This is a genomic window from Bacillus sp. ISL-7 (assembly GCF_018613065.1).
Window position 1 is genome coordinate 55,142 of sequence record NZ_JAGGQW010000026.1, and the last position, 21,576, is coordinate 76,717.

13 protein-coding genes are annotated in these 21,576 nt (G+C 39.4%); 7 read left to right on the plus strand and 6 right to left on the minus strand.

All coding sequences use genetic code 11. From position 1 onward, the window contains the following. Positions 1–116 precede the first annotated feature (116 nt). From J7E66_RS08050 to J7E66_RS08060, 3 genes are read right to left on the minus strand one after another with little or no spacing between them, the layout of a single operon-like run. Positions 117–1,898, minus strand: coding sequence for a hypothetical protein (locus J7E66_RS08050; RefSeq protein WP_214999008.1), 1,782 nt, complete (start codon positions 1,896–1,898; stop codon positions 117–119). A gap of 17 nt (positions 1,899–1,915) precedes the next feature. Beyond that, positions 1,916–2,848, minus strand: coding sequence for a hypothetical protein (locus J7E66_RS08055; protein WP_214999009.1), 933 nt, complete (start codon positions 2,846–2,848; stop codon positions 1,916–1,918). After that, complete coding sequence (locus J7E66_RS08060; RefSeq protein WP_168245755.1) at positions 2,841–2,990, minus strand: hypothetical protein; 150 nt, start codon at positions 2,988–2,990, stop codon at positions 2,841–2,843. Before J7E66_RS08060 ends, J7E66_RS08055 begins: the two co-directional genes overlap by 8 nt. A gap of 222 nt (positions 2,991–3,212) precedes the next feature. Here J7E66_RS08060 and J7E66_RS08065 point away from each other — a divergent pair, with 222 nt between their 5' ends. The 7 genes from J7E66_RS08065 to J7E66_RS08095 all read left to right on the plus strand — a co-directional run bounded on the left by J7E66_RS08065 (position 3,213) and on the right by J7E66_RS08095 (position 17,186). After that, complete coding sequence (locus tag J7E66_RS08065; RefSeq protein ID WP_214999011.1) at positions 3,213–4,976, plus strand: VWA domain-containing protein; 1,764 nt, start codon at positions 3,213–3,215, stop codon at positions 4,974–4,976. A gap of 93 nt (positions 4,977–5,069) precedes the next feature. Further along, positions 5,070–8,462 (plus strand): tubulin-like doman-containing protein, encoded by a 3,393-nt coding sequence (locus J7E66_RS08070; RefSeq protein ID WP_214999013.1) that lies wholly within the window; start codon positions 5,070–5,072, stop codon positions 8,460–8,462. Between the two features lie 114 nt (positions 8,463–8,576). Further along, entirely contained in the window at positions 8,577–10,922 is a 2,346-nt protein-coding gene (locus J7E66_RS08075; RefSeq protein WP_214999015.1) for a hypothetical protein, read from the plus strand. 192 nt (positions 10,923–11,114) lie between these two features. Then, positions 11,115–12,389: a vWA domain-containing protein gene (locus J7E66_RS08080; protein ID WP_214999022.1), complete on the plus strand. Its 1,275-nt coding sequence runs from the start codon at positions 11,115–11,117 to the stop codon at positions 12,387–12,389. A 66-nt stretch (positions 12,390–12,455) separates the two neighbouring features. Beyond that, positions 12,456–13,094, plus strand: coding sequence for a beta-mannanase (locus J7E66_RS08085; protein WP_214999024.1), 639 nt, complete (start codon positions 12,456–12,458; stop codon positions 13,092–13,094). A 13-nt stretch (positions 13,095–13,107) separates the two neighbouring features. After that, positions 13,108–14,376 carry a TRAFAC clade GTPase domain-containing protein gene (locus J7E66_RS08090; RefSeq protein ID WP_214999026.1) on the plus strand — a complete coding sequence of 423 codons (1,269 nt, stop codon included), beginning with the start codon at positions 13,108–13,110 and terminating at the stop codon, positions 14,374–14,376. After that, entirely contained in the window at positions 14,373–17,186 is a 2,814-nt protein-coding gene (locus J7E66_RS08095; protein WP_214999027.1) for a GAP1-N2 domain-containing protein, read from the plus strand. Before J7E66_RS08090 ends, J7E66_RS08095 begins: the two co-directional genes overlap by 4 nt. A 398-nt stretch (positions 17,187–17,584) precedes the next feature. Here J7E66_RS08095 and J7E66_RS08100 read toward each other — a convergent pair whose 3' ends face one another. From J7E66_RS08100 to J7E66_RS08110, 3 genes are read right to left on the minus strand one after another with little or no spacing between them, the layout of a single operon-like run. Further along, on the minus strand, positions 17,585–18,940 hold the full coding sequence (locus tag J7E66_RS08100; protein WP_214999029.1) for a protein kinase family protein: 1,356 nt from the start codon (positions 18,938–18,940) through the stop codon (positions 17,585–17,587). A gap of 37 nt (positions 18,941–18,977) precedes the next feature. Further along, on the minus strand, positions 18,978–19,721 hold the full coding sequence (locus J7E66_RS08105) for an OmpA family protein (protein ID WP_214999031.1): 744 nt from the start codon (positions 19,719–19,721) through the stop codon (positions 18,978–18,980). Between the two features lie 16 nt (positions 19,722–19,737). Then, entirely contained in the window at positions 19,738–21,282 is a 1,545-nt protein-coding gene (locus tag J7E66_RS08110) for a MotA/TolQ/ExbB proton channel family protein (protein ID WP_214999040.1), read from the minus strand. Between the last annotated feature and the right edge of the window lie 294 nt (positions 21,283–21,576).

Consider the following 21,576-nt stretch of genomic DNA (forward strand, 5'->3'; position numbering starts at 1 on the left):
TTATTGTTAATTTTGGCACCCTGTTGATTGGAGCGGAAATCAACAGGCAAGTTTAACAGAGCCAATCAAAAAAAAGACCAAACATCAGCAATAGCCCTTGTTTGGTCCTCTTTCATTTATTCAACTTTTTCTACTTGAAAAACGGGTACGCGAACAGATTCGCCGTTTTCGTTGGTAATATTCTCATAACTATTGAAAGTACCAATGACGGTATAATTCTTATAGATTGTGAAATCGGAATCTCCCTTTAATAACAAATACGTTTTCTCCCATAGTCCCGTGCTATTGTTATAGGTTTCCGATAAGGTTACCAAGGCCCCGCCATTTTGAACTGTATCTGCGAAAGCAGTGAAGCGAACCTTCTCCCCATAATAGTTGGATATATCAGTGACTTGTATATCAACATAGTCTACCTTTATTCTAGAAAACTGATATTCCCCGCTACTATCGGGTTCGAAGTAAGCAAGCTCCCCTTCACCCTGTCCAACAGGATTATCTACAACCAACACTTGCTCTGATTCGAAAGTTAGCTTATCCGCTTCCACATCGAGGATCTTTACCATCGAACCGCCGCTGACTTCATAGGCTATATAATGATGCTTCCGTTCGGATGACTTCGCCTCAATATAAAGGACTGGATTGTCAGAAGTGCTGAAGTTACTATTAAAAGCCAACTTATTAATGGACGCTGCCCCTTCGATCGACCCCTCGGTTACAACCATTGCTTCCTCTCCCGTAAGCTTGCCAAAATATATGCCGCCGTACGTGGAGATTGCTGCAACGACGCTGTCTGCGCCCCATTTGTTTTTTGCATTTACAACGTTCGAAAACTCTTTTCCTGGATACAGACGTTTTAAAACGCGAATGGGTTCAAATTTATCCCAAGCAAGATTGGCACTCGCAATTGATTCAGTCGTGTCCTTTAGTGGTTTTAATGCTTCATAAATGCTAATTGCATCCTCGTATTTATTAGCCTCTATGAGATTCTCCGCTTTAACGAGTAGATCAGAGGTTGTTTTTTCAATATAAGCAAATACATCGGCACCATTCATATTCGCTTCTAACCTTTTGATTGAATTTGCGGCTTCGGCAAATGCGCCGTAATCCTTTTTATCGATCGCAGCCGTTACAATCCTTAACAAGTTCGAATCAAGGGTTTGCTCAAGCCAGCTAGCATCCAACGACAATATTCTTAGTGCACTAAACTGCCTGCTCCCCTCGTCAATAATCGATGAGACAGTGCCAGCTTCAACCATTTTATTTATCTTTGCCGCGTAATAGTTTTTGAATGAAGATTGGATTGCCTCTGTCTTAGCTGATGAACGACTGCCGTAATATTCTGCTGGAATCTTATTGAGGACGGTAAATATCTCCTCCTCTTTAGAAATGTCATTAGCCGTTTCATTCATTAATTTATCCAGATTTTCCTTTTTAATCGTGGAAAAATAACCCTTCATATCCGAATCTAGCTTCGTCAACGACACCATTTCCCCGTACATATCCTTTTGAACATTGGTGCCTGACACCCACTTTTTCTCGCTTGCCTTCCAACGATCGTATATTTTAATGAGGTTGTCGAGGTCATTTCCTTCATTATAATCAGCAGCTTTTTCATCTAGATCTTCCATGACTTCACGAATCGGTGACAGAATAGATAGCATGAAATTGATGTCATTATTATGGTCAGTGACAGAAACATTTAGCTTTGCGGCATGGAACTTTTCCTCTGCAGCGACTAATTCACCGGACTTAAATAATTTTACTGCTTCATTGTAGGTGTCAATTTTTTCATGTGCCAAAACGATTTTTGCGCTAACCAGCCCAAGCAAGATAACCAGCATTAACAAGAAAAAATTCCTAGACATATTCACTTTTCGATAAACGGTAAATTTAAACATATTGAGTAAGATCCTTTCTACGATACGAACTGCTTGAAATCAGGATCGTAATGATACTTCACCATAATTAAACGCTTGGTTTTTTCCTCTAGACTGCCCCAATCAACTTCCGGGTTGGAATAGATGATACTGCACAGTCGTAAGAACCGGTCCCTTGGGAAATATTCAAGGAATTCCTCGATGAACTCTGAAAATTCTAGGATGTACAGTTTCATTCGTAACGCTGAGCCGGCCACAGAAATGAGTGATTCCATTCCAAAATCGCTGACAATCGCCTCTCGATACTTAATAAAGTAGGCAATACACTTTTTCGTAAAAAGCGTCCGATTAATTTTTAACACCTCAAGTGCATATTTTACAAAATTCGAATCATAGGATGAAGGGATAAGGGGTTCTAGTTCAAGCTCCATATCACTTCTTAGAACGATTTCATTTAAGACCATGATACGGCGGATTTTCACCTGATCACTCGAAATAAAATCGCCAATATCGCGAAGCTTTTCATATGCCGGGGCTAGTCTCTCAGCATGAACATCCTCTTTGGCTAGTTCACTGTCATATTGAATACCTGCGGCAATTTTTCTTAGGTCAATTCGAAGTAGTTTTTTCAGTTGCATGAAATACTCACTTTTCATGAAGATGGAGGTAAGAATGACATATCCAATGACAAACACTACCCCGGCAATTAACGAGTAATATAACATTTTTACCGTTGGAGCAGCCAAAATACCTACACAAACAAACATTAGGATCCATATCGCTTCTGTTAATAAACGGTTTTTAAAAATCGACTTCACGAGTGTTTCAATTCCGATAAAATCCGAACCGCAATTCTGGCATTTTTCATCCCCTAAAACGGAATAACGGTTGCATTTTTTACACATCTTTAGCTTTTGAAATCGATATTTTGTTCTTTTTTTCTTGGAGAGTTGGACGGCCTGTTTAGCCAATCGAATCACCTTCATTTAGCATGATGACTAATTCATCATCAATACCTTCAAAATCACCGCTATTTCGCTTATTTTTCATTAATTTATAGGTTTTCCAACAAAGGATTAAAACTAGAAGACTAGTGAATACCACACCGTACATTTTACTTCTCCTTTTGAGATCATTTTATGAAAACTAATTATCCACAATCAAACCCAGATATTTTCCAATAAATACATTAACTTATATTATAATAGTAGAATTATAATATATCTAGGGAATAATTGTTTCGGTATATAATAGGAAAGTGGTAGAATAGTTGTACAATGCAAGAATTGTAATTATTACCCGAAATAGGAAAAATGCAGTGGGGGTTGCACACAGATGTTAAGAAAATGTATCAGTAGTTTAATCATAGTTACGTGTCTATTCTGGAATATTTCCTTATATAATGTACACGCTGCAAGTCCGTTAAATTCCACTTCTCGAATGGAGGGAATGCTTGTCGTTGATGTGAGTAATTCCATGAAGAGCAGTGACCCAAAGAATATCAGTAACGAAGCGATGAAGATGTTCATTGATATGGCCTCCTTTAATGGCGATAAAATTGGTGCCATCGCTTACGCTGACGAAGTCATGCGTGAAAAAGCGCTTGTCAAAATCAAGTCAGAACAGGATAAGAAGGACCTAAAGTCGTTCATCGACTCCGTTCAAAAATATATGTACACCGATTTATCAACTGGGGTTAAGGAAGCCGTCAACGTATTAGATAGTAGTCACGAGCAAGGTTATTACCCATTGATCGTGCTGCTTGCCGACGGGAATAACGAACTAGACCCAAAGAACTCCAAAACCGAAAAGCAAGCGGAAAAAGACCTAAACCAAGCAGTCGCCGCCGCTAAAGCGAAAGGATACCCAATCTATACGATTGGCTTAAACGCTAATGGCAAGCTAAATAAACAGGTTCTCACAAATATAGCCAAGAGCACGAATGGGGAATTCTTCGAAGCAAGTTCTGCCGATAAATTGCCCGGCATCCTTAGTGAAATTTTCGCCAACCATTTAAAATTAAAAATCGTTCCGATTAATCAAATAGTAGGTAATGGTGATTTTCAAGATATCAAAATAAATGTTCCCAATGAAAATGTATTAGAAGCCAACATCTCATTAATGTCCAACCATCCGGTCGAGGTTAAGCTCGTTAATCCTTCCGGTAATGAGCTCGCCATCCCTTCAGACCAAGTCCTACTTTCAAAATCGAAGACCTACTCTATGGTCAAACTGTTGAAACCAGTTCAGGGAGATTGGACACTGAAGGTTAAAGGGGTAGCAAAGGACAAAATCGATATCAACCTTGTTTTCAATTATGATTTACAGTTGAAGCTAGATAAGCTTGCTCAGCAAAGTTACAAGCCGGGCGAAACAGTTAAGATCCATTCCTTTTTTGAAGATAATGGTACACCTATCGCTGATAAAAGCATTTATCAATCAATGAAATCGACTCTATATGTGAAAGATCTCGATCAGGGGAAAACCGAGGAAGTAAGCTTATCAGCTGATGACCAAGGCTTTTCAGGTCAATTTAAGTTAGGAAACTCAAGCAGTTATGAAGTAGTGGTAAAAGCGGAAGATAATAGCTTTTTCCGTGAAACGCAGCCGCAAAAAATTACGGTCCAAAACACAGCCAAGACATCTGTAGCAGGTAAAACCACTCAACCAAAAGAAGAGACGCCGTTTTCATGGCTTTATGCGGCTGCTGGAGTGATTGCGCTCATTCTTCTAGCCGTATTTGCTTACAACAAGTTAAGGAAAAAGCAAGGTTTTAGTGGTCAAATCGTTGTGGAAGTAAAAGACGAGGATACTGGTGAACGCTCAAATCCGCAATACAAGCCATTAAAAGGTTTTAAAGGGAAGTTTCAGCTGCATCAGCTGCTAGGATTGCATCCTGAATTCGCTGAAACCAATCAAATAATCTTCAAGCCGCATGCTGGGGATTCGCTCCTGCTGATCAACAACTCGGACTGTACGATTGAAAAAAGCGGCCGGGCAATCGATGCCAAGAAAGGTCAGCAGATCAAACGAAATGACCGTCTTCGCATTGTGTTAAAGAAGGTAAATAAGTCTATTTATATTGAATATATAAGCTAAGCGGTTTTCGGTGTCAGGCACCGAAAAAGGAATCCTAATCAATTTATTTTTCGTCTATATATTAGTAGTTCACAGCTAGGGAGGAATAGTTGCATGAAAGCAAGTGTTAAAGAGCATATATCACAGTTGGAAGTCGCCCATGGCGGCGGGATTATATCAGAGAAAATCCGCGTTGATACGATTGACAATCCGATGCTTGTCATTGGACTTGGCGGTACAGGAATTGATGCCCTATTAAGACTCAAATACCAAGTAAATCGCCGTTTTAAACTTCCAGAAGATCCCTTATCGAAAAAGAAGAAAGATAAACCAAGTAACATTGAGTTTTTAGCATTTGAAACGAATGAGCATGATCGTAATAAAAAATATAATGGGATTGGCCTTGACCCCCATAAAGAATTCGTCCTGCTTTCCAACCCAGAAATCGGCAGCGTTCTTTCAAATCGCAGCACGATTGAACCTTATATTAAAGACTGGTTATCACCCGAATTGTCAATAACGGATGGAATCAGCGGGGCTTCAGGCGTACGCCAAGCGGGCAGACTGCTCATGTTTACAAAAATCAATCAGGTTGTAACGATCATTCAAAACAAAATGGATGCCGTACTTGAAGGGTCTGGAAAACGATTATACGTCTTCCTGCTTACCGGACTTTCTGGTGGGACTGGCAGTGGCTGTTACCTAGATATTGCCTACATTATAAGAGGAATCATGGATAAAAAGTTTGGGGCAAAAGGTGTTGACCGTTTAAGTATCCTTGGCTACCTTTTCACTCCTGACGTGAATTTGTCTAAAAAAGGAATCAACCACCATACGGCTGAATACATCCAGAAGAACGGCTACGCTGCCTTAAAAGAACTCGATTACTGGATGAACTGTGATGAAAGAAATGAACGTTTTATTCAGAAGTACGGCAATTTATTAACCGTAAACTCACAAGTGCCGCCGTTTAATCTCTGCCATTTAATATCAGGTACGAATACTGAGGGTAAATGGCTTGAGAATGCCTACGATTACTGCATGAATGTAACAGCTGAAAATATTACAAACTTTATGGCTAGTGAAGATAAAGGATCCGGCGAGGAATTTGCCATCCATGACTATATCAGCAATATCAGATCCAATATTGCCGGCATGCATAAGCCGTATCCAGCTAACTATCAATACAACATTATCGGCGCTTCCATGGCCGAAATTCCACTGGAAGAAATGACAACCTACATTGCCTACAAGCTGTTTGAAAAAATGGATAATATGTTTGAAGCAGGTCCTGAGCAATCAGATGTGGAGCAATTTGCTGAAAAACTGCGGATTGACCCTGATTCCGTCCACCAGCGCTTTAATGAACGTGTACCAGAACCGCTTTCAGGCTATGAGAATAGTGACCGTTTCTCCTACAACAATGTCATCAAAACATCGGTAACCAATATCAATGATGAATTAGACAGAGAGTTTCTTTTAAAAGCAAAAGATCAGTATCGTAAATGCAAAAAGCAGCATCCAGGCGAAATCATTGAAGAATTCCGCCGGCAAATTGAGAAAATGTTTTTAAATTCAAAAAAAGGCCCTATCTACGCATCACGTTTAATCTACCAGAAGGACGGGTTTTGCTTATTAACGACCCTGCAAACCTATGTAGAAGGCTTACGCGAACGTCTAGAACGTATGCCTAAAGCCATTCAATCGGCTGAGGAGTATACCTACAATAAACTTGAAGATGCCAGAAGTGCATTTATATCTAAGGAAAAGAAAAAGAATGCCTATATCGAGTCCAAGTTGAATGAGTATGATCTTCGCGCCGAAAAAGAACGAATGGAAGAAATGATTGAATTCTATGAAGATCTATATCAGCTAATCAATAGTCAAAACAACAAGATTTATGTGGTCTATAAAGAAATCCTCGATGCACTTAGAGGGATATTTGAACAGAACGCCAATATTCTTGTGAATGGTGAGGAAGTCAAACAACAAGATAATGTCACCTATTACTGGCATTTAGTCAGTGTACCGGATGTGGCCCGTGAAATTGAAAGCATGTTCGATTCAAAGGATGGAGAACAACTTGTCCAGCAATGGTCAGAAATGCTCCTCGAAAAGTCATCCTATTGGGTCAATGAATCAGATATCGATATCGTAGGTACCGTTTCAGAATTCCTAAGCGACCAGTTTGGCGAGTTGATTACGAAATCAATGGAAGACTTTTTAAGGCTTAAGCATGGCGAAGATATGCCAATTGATCGAATCATCCAAGACAAAATTGCTGCACGACTTGATGGTGATGCAACACCAGTGTTCCATTTAGATAACGGTCGTGGTGCCCTTCATTTCCCAGAATGGGGATTTGTATCCGTTCCAGTAAAGGCTCCTAACATTTTAAAAGGAGTGAAGGAATACCAAAAGCATTCGATTAGTGAATCTCATTTCACCATTAAAGAGAGTGAACTGAAGAATCGGATCTTCTGGTTAAACACAAAAAATGGTATTCCATTGTTCTCGTACTCCCCACTCTCCATTTATGAGGAGTCCTATGAAAAAACGATTTTAGAAAGAGAAGGCGTTGGCCGCCACCTTGTTCAAACAGATAAAGAAAACTGGGCCTACCTCCCTTCACCGATTCCTGAAGAATCATGGGGAGATACGTACCGCAACAAGCGCGTTCAGCAATACAATGCCAGTATTCGTTCCATGTTTGAACAAGCGATGGAATTTAAAGTCATTACGGTGAAGAATTCCGATCACAGCACTAGTGCTCGCTACGAATGCCATTTTACAAAAGAAATGAACATTTCGGACTTATTTGCTCATTACGAAATAGATCCGAAACAGTTAAACAAAGCAACCCTAGGCAGCCTGAAGCAAATCCTTCGCCAGCTTAAAGACATGTTTAACGGCGCCATGGAGTCCGACGGTGTGAGTGATATCTTTGACAGCACCAACTTGGAATTGGCAAAAGAAAATCTCATCCGTACACCTAAACTAATTGAAAAAGTAAAACTAGAAGTTAGAAAGTATCACTTAATCAAAGAGAAAATCTCTGAGATTGAGCAATATATTGCCTCACAAGAAGAAAAAGAGGTTTCTTTAACTCAATTCATTCAAGCCGTTTATACAAAAACAATTCGGAAACGCGGCGCCTTATACGTGTACGATAAAGAGATTGAAGAAGATGCATGGGAACCATTTGTGAATTTAATGAAGACAACGAAGTTTGTTGATTATGAACTTTATCATGCCTTCAAAGCATTGAGCCAAAAGAAAATGGATCAACTGCAAAAGAAATCAGATCGTCGCAGCAATGACATGATCAACCAAGAAAACACGACCGAACTTGTTACTGCTTTAGAGGAAATGGCTGCAACCTATTCAAGGGAAAAAGAAGCCCTTGATTACGATTACCAGGATTTAGTCAATGGCGAAGAAATATACAGTTTCTATAAAGAAATGATGCTCAAGGTTAATGACATGCTCCGTCAATTGAAATCATAACAAACAATTACAGATAATTTTATTTAGGCCACTTGCAGCTTTTGCATGTGGCCGCCTCTAATCACACCCATTATTTTATAAATAGGGGAATGTTTTCAACGGGGGGAAACAGCTTTGAAAGAACTCTTACAAAAATACGCAAACACCTTTTCAAACCAGCTGGAAAAAATGACATTAGAGGAAAACGAACAGCGCAGTGTAAACCATCCCATTGTCTTTTTATTTCTAGGCGACTCTGTCAAGGAAGCCATGACATCCATCATGACTATTAATGAAGAAAAATGGCATAACAGCATAGGTGTGTTATATTTCCATGCCTATCAAACCAATACCATCAGCCACGATAACGTATTATCCATTCAACTTCCAGGCAATCAGTTTGATCCCAAAACCATTCGTAGAAGCATTTACGAGACCTTTTATCAGGATGAGAATTTGCTGATTGAACTAAATAAAACCTTCCGTAAACTTTCGTCAAAAATTGCTGAGTACGGTAAGGTCTATTCCTCTCTAGTTAAACTAAACCTATGTGTGGTGACGGCCGTCGATGACCCTGCAAATATCCTGATTCAAGAATTTACTTTGCTGTTAAAAAGTATTTTACAAGAGTCTTTTCGACAAGTGGAAGTAGATTTGTATGGATTAATAAAGGAAAAGCAGGATGGCGAAAATTTTGCCCTCTCTACTTCACTAGGGATTAGTTTTTTTAATGAGTTAAATCAGTTTCAACACGATAAATACACCTTTGAAAAAGAACTTCAGTTGGAAGAAGATCTGCGGCTGCCAGTCGTTCACCCCCCTTCCCCGCTCTTTGACATGGTGTATTTGTTAAGCGATAAAAATGAAGATGGCTTAATTTCAAGTGATGCCGGGAAGCAAAACTACGAAATTATTAGCAATCTAAATCTCTTAAAAAACCGAAAAATGATTACCGATTATCATGAAAAGATGGACAGCTATAATCATCAGGACTTTAAACGTAGTTTCAGAGGAAACTCAGAGGAACCAGTATTCGCCTCAGCTGGCTTTTCCAAGGTGAACCGCCCCAATAAAGCGATTGCGCTTCATGCGGCCAGCCATTTTTTCCATGAACTGCTGACGTCATTAAAAGCAGCCAGCTCCGAGAAACGCGAAAATGTACTCGGCTTATTTAAGTTGACGGAGGCTTCTTTCCAGAAATATTATCATGACATTATTCCTTCGGACGAAAAGCTCGTGGATATGAATGACATGATGGGAGTGTCCAATTCCTATCAAACGGTAAAAAGAATGTCTGTCAAGGAGGCAGAAGAACATCTGTATGAATGTGGTACAGAACGCTTTTTCCATACTAACTTTAAAGAGCCGGTTAGTGAGCATTTACAAACCATGAACTTGAAAGCACATATTGAGCGGTGCCTCCATGAAAACGTAATTAATAATGAAAAGTACGGGTTATATTGCGCCTATTTATGGACCTCTGATGCCACAGGCTCGAATTTTAGCATACTGGATGAAATTCATAAAATGATACGTGAAGCCAAAAATGAACGAGCAGAAGCTGAAGCACGGCTCGAGCAGCTCTATCATCGAATCGTGGATAGCTGTGATTTTAAAAAAAGCTATCTCCCATTTTCAGACAAGAAAAACCTAACTAGCTTTTTACAGTATTTTTTTGAAGAAGCTTACGGTTTAAAGTATCAAATGGTCAAACTTGAGGTAAAGCAAGCCATCTTAAAGCAATATCATAAAGTATTACAAGAAAACCACCAGTATCTGCGCGCGAAAATAGAGATTGTCGATCAGGCGGAATCTTTATTGAAACAAGCAGCTGCGGAGAGTCTGTATGATTCGGATGAGTATTTAGATAAAAATATCGCGGAATATTATGGACAAATGATTAGCAGCATAACGAAAAAGCTGAAGGAAAAACGTGGTCCTCATTTCTTTTCTGATGAGCTCTTTTTTGGAAACCTGCTATCATTCCTTGAAAACGGTGCGACCGAACTGATCGAAAGATTGCTGTTTGTATGTAATCGTGAGGTATTGACCCAAGAGGAATTCCAGCGCAGCTTTGAAGATGAACTGTTAGAACGGGCGAATGTTATGACGCACTATGATAATCAAGACGTTCTAACCAAAGAGGATTTGTTTAAGCAATTAAACACGCGCTTAAGCGAAAATTCATCGATTCATATTGAAGTGTTTAACTACAAACAGGAACATCGCTATGAAGAAAAATACTTCTTCGGTGACTTTCACAGCAAATTCATGAAGTTCGCTTTAGAAAAAGAACAAGAAACACGCCATTTTAAGGTGGGCTGTGCCCATGAGAGGAATAGCAGCGGAATCGAAAAGCTTACCCTGATGGGCGGCTTTAAGCTGAGTGACTTAATGTACTACCAAAGAGGGGAAAAATACTACAAGGCCTATACAGAAAAAGGATACGAATTCCACTCCAAAGCGGAAACGCCCGCTTAGCGGCGTATGGACTGGAGCACTTCGACTGAGATAAAGGAAACACGGAGAGCGATAGCGCATTCGTTCTTGACTTATCGTAGGGAGAAGGGCGAAGTCCACTAGCCGTTGGGCGTTGGAGCTAGACGGTAATCAAATTTCAAGGAATTACCTTTAATCATTGAAAACGAACTCTTTTAGTAAGGAGATTTGAACATGCCTGTTCGGAAATTTAGTATCCTGTTTTTTGTTTTTAGTATCATTGCCGGGCTTCTAGGTGCTATCCTTGGTGAGTGGTTAATCGAGTCCTATTATGGCGTTTGGCCTAATATCCTTTTAATGGGCGCCTATTTTGGCCAGCTAGCCCTGATCGCAGGTCTCTTCTGCTTAGGTGCTGAGTTAATTAGTCCCATTATTAATGGACGCAGTTGGCGCTTGGAATACTCAGGCCTTTCTTGGAAAATGCTTGTACCTGCCACTCTCGTCATGCTGTTTGCTGCCGGCCTCTTATTTCAATTCTTATATTCTCTTAATTTCTCAAATATCAAACCGCCCGATGATATCGTGATGGTCATGGATATTTCAGACAGCATGAATGAAACGGACCCTGGACACGAAAGCTTGAAGGCTGCTGGAAAACTCATATCCAATATGAAGCCGACCCATCGTGCCTCCGTTATATCATTTAACGAAGACGCTGTTATTACAAAATCGATGTTTAACGTCAGTGATAAACAAGAACGCACCAATGCGATTGAGCAAATCAATCGTTTACAAGCTACAGGAAGCACCGATATTGGCAACGCCTTAGACACAGCTATTCAAGAGATAGATGACCACCAAAAAAATGGACGAAAACCAATGGTCATTCTGTTCTCAGATGGTTATAGTGAACTTGACCTTGATGCAGTGGTCAAGCCCTACCAGAATAAGGACATTGTCATAAATACGATTGGGATGAGCAAGATTGATAAAGGCGGTGCCCAATTACTTAGATTAATTGCATCAAGTACCGGCGGTTCCTTTTATGATGTTAAAAATGCCAATGAATTAACGAACGTATTTGAAAAAATCTACTTAGAAAACCAGGACCTTTTGCTTGTGACACAAAGACACGGATTGTTTCAAGACAGCACCTATCTCGCCATTCTCCGAGTGGTCTTAATCACGTTAATCGGCGGATTGTTTGGTCTCGCGCTTGGAATAATTTTCGACAACCGTTATTTAGCGAAAAGCTATGCTATTACTGGGGTGTTTGCTGGACTATTAGCAGGATTGGTACTCAAACTTGGTTTGCAAGATAGCCTGCAGTCAGGATTTTCTTACCGCCTCGCTGCCGATATTCTCTTAACTGCGTTGACTGGTCTTGGAACGCTGATGATCCCGATCCGTGAGAAGTTCTCGGGCAGTGCGCCGCGTAACACCAGTGGGCCTGATTTTTCCGTAAAAAGAAATTCATTAAAAAGGAATCATTTTAAAAAGGGATTTTGATGGACAGCGTTTAGGAGCGGCTTGGACCTCTCCGTACCAATTAGAAAAGATTGTGGGTGATTTCTGGTGAACTGGGAAACCCTTGCTTCCCCTGATTATGAAATAAAGGATATACGAAAAACAATAAGAGATTCAGAGGTTCACTTAACTTGGTTCTGGTCTAAAGATATCGACTTTGTCTATATTTATAAAACGCCCTCAGAAAATGTAAAACCAATCAGCGAAATCAATGAGCAGGATTTGAAACTCTATACCCGCGAGGAATATAAAGCCAATCATGGATATGTTGGAAGACTGGATGCGATTGGCCGCTATGCCTATCGCATCTTCCCCTGCCAAAAACGTAACGGAAAGCTGGCTGTTTTTAGTCAGGAAAACGATAACAATCTCATTTATATAACGGGATCGAAGGCAAAGATTTATTTTTCAATTACCTATAAAAATAAATTCCTTCAGCCGAAAAAAAGAGTCCGCATGTCCATCATGACAGAAATCGTGCTTGATAAAGATCTGTTAGTCTATGTTAAAAAAACAGGCAGTCCTCCCATGTCCATTGAAGATGGAACCGTCTTCCCATTTATTCGTGACTTCCCACCTGGAAAAACGGAGCTGCTCGAAAAGGAAATCGGCAAGGATGAATATATTAGAATCTTTTTTAGTAATGGAAGGAAATCAGCTGAAATTTTTGAACTGATTCCACAATAAGGAGAGACTTTACATGTTTGGACTACTAAAACGAATGTTTGAAAAAAAGCAGCCAGAACCTACCAGACTGCCTTTTTATGATATTGTCTGCCCCTACTGCTTTTCAAAATTTCATCATGAAGATGTCGTCTTCCGTGCCGCACACCACCGTGATGATGATGAGGTATTTTACCTTCAGGAAGATGATAAATTGAATGATTATCGGGCGAAATTTGGGCTTGCCCCCATTGATGAACTGGAGGCAATTGTTTATCCTTCGACGATTCCAGATGAAAATAAGATTTACTCCGACCGTGTGCTTATGGGTGTTTCTGATAAATATTCGGTTGTGACGAGAAAGCGACTTTGCCCAGGGTGCCATAATGAACTCCCCGTTACAGCAGGTAAATATCCAAGTAATATTCTTTCCATTGTCGGTGCTACTTCTGTCGGGAAATCTGTTTATATTACGTCTCTCATTCATACCTTGCAGCATGTAACAGCTAATAATTTTAATGCGGCATGTATTCCGCTTAATAACGCGATTAGCAGAAGATTCAGGGATGACTATGAAATTCCTTTATTTGAAAATGGAAATTTGCTTGATGCTACCGCTGTGACAAAGCGCCAAGAACCGTTTATTTTCCAATTTGTGTTTAAAGATGAAGACAAAGCACCACTGACACTCGTATTTTTTGATGTAGCTGGTGAGGGTATGACTGAACAAGAATATCTTCAACTTCATGCTCCCCATATCAAAAATTCAGCGGGAATTTTATTCTTAGTCGACCCAATGCAAATTCGAGCAATCCGTCAGAAAATGCTTCATCAAATGGGTGAAAATCCGGGGGAGATAGTTGGACTTGCTCGTGAACCCCGCGAGGTTGTTGTCGCATTATTTGAGGATTTCATTTCCCAACAGGAAAACAACAAAACGAATATTCCGACTGCAGTCGTGCTGACAAAAAGTGATTTATTGTATACCCTAAGTTCCGACGAGGGTGAATATATTCGTTCTAATAGCAATGTGTTCCGCAATGTCACACATAGTGGATACCTTAACCTGGATGAATACGAGAATATCAATGGAGAGATTAGAAGATTTCTATCAAAGGTAGATACTCCGTTCGTCGGTTCCATTGATGTTTTTTTTAACGAGGCTTCCTATTTTGCCGTGTCTGCCCTCGGAAGCAATCCAGTCGATCGACAAGTTAGTGGGATTATTAGTCCGATTCGTGTGGATGAACCGTTTATTTGGCTCCTGTATAAGCTGGGCTATATTGAAGGGAGACATGTGCAGTGACCGGAAAGTTAATTCAACAACAAATGTATACCAGGGAACGGGGCGGAATATTCCTCTCAACGGACGGATATGATACCATTGCTATTTCCGAAGGCTTGGATAAGTCATTTGTGAAAAAATATTTACATCCCTTTTGCATTTATCAATCGCCAAAGGCCTTAACAACACGTGGGGAAAAGGACAGTTCCCTCTACCCGGAAACTGTCACACTATTTCAGCCGGAAACCGGTGACATGGTCATTGGTCAATCTGTATTTGTGCCTGCTGATTTTACGGGTCAGCGCAGCGCTTATTTCATGCATAACTATGTACTCCCGTCTAATCGAAAGGAAGAATGGATTAAACATCCTGAAAAGCTATTTCGAATAAATGACTTTCAGACTTCCTATAAAACGGAGCAAGGCCATGTTCTTCCGGCATTGGAAGAAACCGGATATGATGATATGGATGTTCTTGCCGGAAAAGATACTCTTTTGGGGAATTTAGGAATTCGCGAAGAACAGTTTAAACAACTATTATTTGCAGTCATGTCGTCCATTGCTGGGAAGAAAAAGGTGTTTATCTCATTAAATATACCTTTGCAGGAATATTCGAAGGCTGCACTTCAACTGTTGGAGTTAGTTTATCTTTATTTGCCCTATGCACACCGCCGCAAATTAGGCGCAATGACCTTTTCAAGTGAACCAGAGAGTAAAAACTATATCCATGTGATGTTTTATGAGCCAGGTACATTAAACATGAATGATCGTTCGATTGAAAAGCAATTCATTTTTGATTTTGCAAATGATAGGATTTCTGGCCTCGATATTTCTGGTCAGAAGCATGAGTATCTAGACTTTGCACTCGACCATTTTTCCCAATCGAAGCGAATGGATGATTTCTTTGCGTTCGCAGAAACAGCGTTATCAGGCATAACTGAGGAGCAGAAGCTAGAGGTGGCTAGCTACTATCAGTTGACCTCCCTTTATCAAACACTTAATAGTCATGATGACTCCTTATATAATGATAATAAACTAGGCTTTTTAAATAGTTTGCAGAAGTTTCTACAGGTGAATAGTGACGAGAAACAACCTTTGATTGAGCTATTTTTAAAAATCCTAGCGATGGAAAAATATGCAGGCGATCCTGCAACAGCTCTAGATTACATTCACGCTGTAGTGTCCATCAATCAAGTGGTACGAAGCGATGAGGCTCTCTCATTCATACTAGAAACACTCAACTATTATCAAAATGCTCAACTTTTCCATAAGCTCTGGAAATTGGTTGAACAGGACAATCGCTCTTATAAAGCGATTTTGATGTTTATTAATGAGCATCCCAACTATGACAGGCTCCTTGAGCTTTATCTGGATGAACGGTTCAATCGGATCATTCGAGTCGAAGACATTCTGTGTGAGCTCAAATCAATGCTTGGCTCACCATACCTTTTAGCTATTGAAAAATTTAAATCGGTTGTGATTACCAAAATTGAAGCCTCGTTAAAACAGGAGAGTAATGCTTTCACCGCTGTTCTTGCCATCAAGGACTTTAAAGTGGATATGGCAGACAAGGACTTTCTCGATTTTAAACAAAAGATGTTTGGGCGGTCAGTATGGGTCATGTTAGATCATATTCGTCCAAAAGAGCTGACAGCTCAGGATATCATGACATTCGGTAAAATTTTCAACCAACCGATAAACCCGAGAGATATGAAGGATGGCAAGGCAAAAGATAATTATCTAATGACTGATGCCCTATACCAGGTGCTCAGCATGCCATCTCAGGCTAGTCCTAATCAGCTTAAATCGTTATCAAGATTGGGCCGGGAACTGGTGCGGGAGAATTTGCAGCAGCTCTTACGAGTCAAGGTTACCACTGAGCACATTCCAGTACTAAATATTGCCTTTGGATCGGAACATGGTGAAGTAGATTATGGGATGCTATTTAAACACTTGATCCAATACGGCGATGACAAAACGATGATGGCTTTTATAAAGGATCATTCAAATTTAGTTGGAATTGACTTACCCTATCGAAGTGCTTTACGAAGCTATTTAGTTTCCGATCCAAAATCAATTTGGCGGAATAAAAAGTACAATAAAGAATTGAAATTAATCCGAAAGAGCAGCTTTAAGAACTTTTTGAAGGAAGTTGAAACAGAAACAGCAAGTCCTCTTGTCAAATTCTTTAAAAAGTATGGGGTAAAACTGTTAATTATTGTAGTCGTACTTGGCGGAGCAGGCGGTGCAGCTTGGTTTGGAGTGGACTATTATTCCAGTAAACATTCCACAAAAAAGGTTGCATCGACACCGGCTGTGAAAAAGAATGTCAAGAAAGCAGAGAATGTAGTATCTCTAGACCAATTTAAAAAGTTATCTGATAAAAAAGTAGACGGTGAGATCTTTAGACTACCTCTTGATGGAAAGCAATTTGAAAAAATTGTTGGACAAGCCCAAGGGGTAACCCTGACCGATCGACAAGAGGGTAATTTCCAGTTGGATCTGAAAACTGAAACGGAAGCCAGCCCCTTTGAAAATGGGCAGCTAAAAGGTGGATTCTCGCTTGTTGGGACGGAATATGATTTTGATCCTGCAGATAATACATCTGAAGTGGTAATCGTTTCAAAAAACCATTCAGGAGAGTCCTATCTTTGGGTCTTCTCGACTAATACCGGTCTAAAAGGCACAGCAGAACCACTTGAGCCTATTTTTAAGGCGGTGGGAATTACAGACGTAAGGATGGATAATAAAAAACTTACGCTGCTTCAAGGGGAAAACGAAGTTGCGAATGAATTCCCTTTTACAGACCAAATAAGTGACAGCCAAGAATAGTGCAAAAAAGAGCATTCCTGAGGTGGGATGCTCTTTTTTGTGGAAACCTTTATTGTTGATTGTGGGGAACTAGACATTGTAGGCACTATTTACTGTTTTTTATGATTTTTGTTTCCAATAGCCCTCATTGGACACATTTTTCACTTATTTTTTTTATTTGTGTCGCCAATAGCCCTCATTGGACACACTTTTCTCTGTTTTTTTATGATTTTTGTCGCCAATAGCCCTCATTGGACACATTTTTCACTATTTTTTTATGATTTTTGTCGCCAATAGCCCTCATTGGACACACTTTTCTCTATTTTTTTATGATTTTTGTCGCCAATAGCCCTTATTGGACACACTTTTCTCTGTTTTTATCTAATTTTTGTTGAAAATAGACTCATTGGAGTTACTTTTCATTTTTTCTCTAAGGTAAACTTATTATTTTTCAAAGAAAGATTGGACAATTCTGTCCCTGTCACGCTGATAACATCTTTGCTCTGCTTAACCTCAGTACCATAGTCACTCCATACCTGTTTGGCACTTCCATTTGCTTGTACTGTTAGTGCTATCACTTCTGAAATTAAACCACTATCATCTGGAAGTTCAAAAACCAGCAGACCGGTTTGCCCATTTTCTGCTGTAATTGTTAGTAACGAATCTATATATGATTTTGTTTCGGAAGAATTGCCATTATACTCATGCGATTCCCCTACCTTCTTGCCCTGGGATAAAATAAAAACTTTCACCTTGCCTGATGAATCGTCTTGTTTCTGGGCAGCGGCAACTAAAGTATATTCATGACCTGCTACTTTGATGGAAGCATGTTTGATTGGATCCCAGCCAGAAACTACTTGCGAGAATTGACTTAAATCAACCTGACCCTTTTTCTCCACTGCCTTCACCTTTGGATTGTCCTTTTCCACAGCTGTTTCTTGCTTACTTTCGCTCGCTTGATTCGAGGTTTTTTCCGCTCCACCCTTTAAAAAGTTAATGGAAAAGATGACGATTATAAGTATAGCAGCAACAGCAACGCCTATAAACAATGAGCCGGATTTCCGCTTTTCTTTAGGGGGCGAAGGAGCAGGAGTTACAAACTCTGGCTCTTCCCTTTTGTTTTTCTCCTGAATAGCTGATTCAAAAACGGTCTTTGAGGATTCACCTAGATTCACTAATCCGGGCTTAGGAATCGCTAATTTCCTTAGAATCCACCCTTGCAGTTCCTCGATGTGATCAAAGCTTATCCCCTCAAAATGCGATTCAGCAAGGGAAGAATGATTTTTTAATACGGATAGCACTTGTTTGAGGTCATCCTGAATGGTTATTTTTCTATCTGGTTGAAAAACGGTTCTCTCACCTGCGCCATATAAGATAATCTCTCCATTTACTTTTATCCAGATATTAAATCGATTGATCTTACCATGAAGAATTCCATGTTTGTGCAAATATACGACGGCATCGACTAACTGATCAATTTGTTTCCCGGTAAGCATCTGCTCTTTTTCTAAAAAGTTTCCTTCGTTTCCTTCCATCACAACAAAGGGCTTACGGTCCCATACATCTAGCACCTTCACTGCAGGAAGGTGCTTATAATTGGTAATCTTCGCCTCGTACTCATGATAGAACTGGTTCCACTCATCACGAAGCGGCAACTGATGGATCAAGCGAAGGATTCCTGATTCTCCGTCCTTTGGATCTTTCACTTGATAAACGGTTAATTGCTCACCAGTATACAGTTCTTTAATGATCTTGAATTGGTTAATGTCAGCCATTTTCACAGCTCCCTGGTCATACTAATACCGAAGGAACCTACTTCCCAGTTTGGGTTTCGCTTCCCTCGTAGCTATTTTTCAGCCTAAATTTGAACTCAACCCGCCTCGACTGTGCACGGTCCACCTTGCCTTTGACGATCTTCAACTGGCTCTCAGACCGTCCGTTGGCGGTAATATTTTTTGTTACCTGATTCTTATATGGAAAATCTCCGAATTCATCACTTAAAATGTATTTCACGACACTGAAAGCCCTGCGCTGGGATAGATCGAGGTTATACATATAGTCGCCTTTATCATCGGTATGCCCTTCGACCACGACTTCAGCAATACTGTTGTTATACTTTCCGTAAAGTGTCTTAAAATAAATGGGGATAAACTTATCCAGCTGTTTTTTAAATTCTGGCTTAATAACATCCTTGCCCTTTTCAAATAACAAGTCATCCTTAAACTTAATTGCACCCGTGTCTTTATCGATTGAAATTTCCATATGCTGCTTTTTAAATTCCCTGTCTAAATCTTTGACAATATCCTTTTGAATGTAGGATAACGCCTCAATCTGCTTTTCTTTGTCAGCAATTTGCTTTGCTTGTTTCTTAATTTCCGTCTGGCTTTCCATCGCTTTTGCCTGCATCGCTTTGCTTTCTTTATTAAAACTAATGATGATCGCGACAAAGATAATTAAGACAACTAAAAGGATGGTTGATAACAAATCTGTAAACGTGGGCCAGAAATCTGATTCTCCGGAACCGTCATTGATTAGTCGTTTATATTTTTCCTTCATTGCTCAGACCCTTTTCCTATTTTGATAGATTAACTGCATATTGTTTTTCATTCATTTTTTCTGAAAAAGTCTCTAGACTCTTCATTAAATCATTCAAAGTTGACTCAAGAGAGTTTAAAGCTTCAGGTGTCTCCTTAGCCCCTTTTGAAAAGCTTTGGTCCAGTTTTCCGATGAGATCATTTGTATTTTTAATATTGTTGCTCAGGGCGTATAGGCTCGTTTCTAAAGATTGATTAGATGACTCTTGAATGCTCATATAATTTCCCATACTGGTCACGGCATCCTTAAACAAGTCCTTCACTTCTCCGTTTTCTGTATTCGTCTCTTTCAGCTGCTTCAATAGACCTGCTTGCTCTTTTTTAATTTGTTTATAGATCGATTCAGTCAATTGCTTATGCATATCTACTTGTGATTCATTTTGAGTTACAATTTGAGAAATTTGAGACGTTGTACCTTCGAAAAAGTTAGCCATTTCTTTGTAAGCTTGTTGGATCTCCTGTTGTGAACTATCCACTAATGATTTATATGAATTGTGTAAGTTATAATTGTTTTTCATAAAACCATCAATCACATTGTTTTGGTTCGCGACAAACGACTTAATGTCATGGGCTGTATTTTCAAACGTCATCTTAATTTCGTTATTAAGATTGTGCTGATTATTAAAATAAGTAAACATTCTCTCAAAATCATCATGAATTAACGCGGTCTTTTGATTAAACAATTCAGTAATGGCCATCATGTCTTTAAATAAACCACTAACTGCCATCGTGTTTTGCTGAAAGTTTTTATTAAATTTTTGTAAATTATCAGTAGCTATTTTAAATTCCTTCGAAAAGCCGGCGACCTCCAGGAAGGCATTTCCCATATTGTGAACGGCCTCTTTAACTCCGCCAATAGCCTCGACCACATAATAGTCAGAGGTTTTTTGATCCTTTTGGTGAATAAAGTTTTCAACTTTCAACATAACTTGCAATAGTAATTGTTCCGAGTTTCTTACCTTTGAATGAAGATTGATCGCGATCGAAAATAGGATTCCACCGATACTAGTGAAAAAGGCAGTATGGACGCCGCCTAACACCTTTAAGATGGATTTATCAATATCACTTGGGTTAAGGGCAGCTAGCGTGATTACGAGGCCTGTAAAGGTACCGAGGACCCCGACGAGTATGGAAATCGATGCAAACGTATGAATCAGTTTCATTCGTTTGACAATACTTGTTTTATTATCAATATGATATTCAGACATAAACACCTCAATAAACGATGGAATATTGAGCTGTGTCTTTGTTCTTTCTTTTTTATCATTAAATGCTCGCCATATCGTTACAGCAAGTTGATTATTTTCTGGATTTTTCGAAAGATCTTCATCCTGTTTATTTAAAAATGTAAAGATGGTGTTATTACTTCTTATTGAGAAATTGGCAATCGTGCCAAGAACAATTAAAACGGCTAGTACAAGAAACTCATTTGCACCAAGCTTGGTGGCCCCTCCACTTAAATAATAGATTAATAGTAAAAAAGTCGGTAAAAACATTAAAAGAGGTAATAAAAATCGATTCATTCTATTTGTCCCTTTCCTATAAATGTAAGTAATTTGTCATTTACACTAGAATTCCATCTTTAATTGTAACAAGAAAAAGTAATTTTTAGGGAAAAATATAAATTTTTGTCGATGGAAACTACTGGTGTGGGGGTTTTTATTTGTAAGATATTAGGTTTTAGATTTTTTAAATAGAAGAAATGAGTAAATTTCGAGGCCTTTTTATTAAAGTATTGTTATGTTTATTTTATGGCAATTCTTAAAATGAACACAAAAAAGACAACCTTTTTCAAGTTGTCCTTTTCGTGCCTGGCA

Coding starts and splice junctions, on each gene's coding strand:
- J7E66_RS08070 (WP_214999013.1), top strand. CDS start 5,070: ATGAAAGCAAGTGTTAAAGAGCATATATCACAGTTGGAAGTCGCCCAT.
- J7E66_RS08110 (WP_214999040.1), bottom strand. CDS start 21,282: ATGAATCGATTTTTATTACCTCTTTTAATGTTTTTACCGACTTTTTTA.
- J7E66_RS08090 (WP_214999026.1), top strand. CDS start 13,108: ATGTTTGGACTACTAAAACGAATGTTTGAAAAAAAGCAGCCAGAACCT.
- J7E66_RS08080 (WP_214999022.1), top strand. CDS start 11,115: ATGCCTGTTCGGAAATTTAGTATCCTGTTTTTTGTTTTTAGTATCATT.
- J7E66_RS08050 (WP_214999008.1), bottom strand. CDS start 1,898: ATGTTTAAATTTACCGTTTATCGAAAAGTGAATATGTCTAGGAATTTT.
- J7E66_RS08100 (WP_214999029.1), bottom strand. CDS start 18,940: ATGGCTGACATTAACCAATTCAAGATCATTAAAGAACTGTATACTGGT.
- J7E66_RS08105 (WP_214999031.1), bottom strand. CDS start 19,721: ATGAAGGAAAAATATAAACGACTAATCAATGACGGTTCCGGAGAATCA.
- J7E66_RS08065 (WP_214999011.1), top strand. CDS start 3,213: ATGTTAAGAAAATGTATCAGTAGTTTAATCATAGTTACGTGTCTATTC.
- J7E66_RS08060 (WP_168245755.1), bottom strand. CDS start 2,990: ATGTACGGTGTGGTATTCACTAGTCTTCTAGTTTTAATCCTTTGTTGG.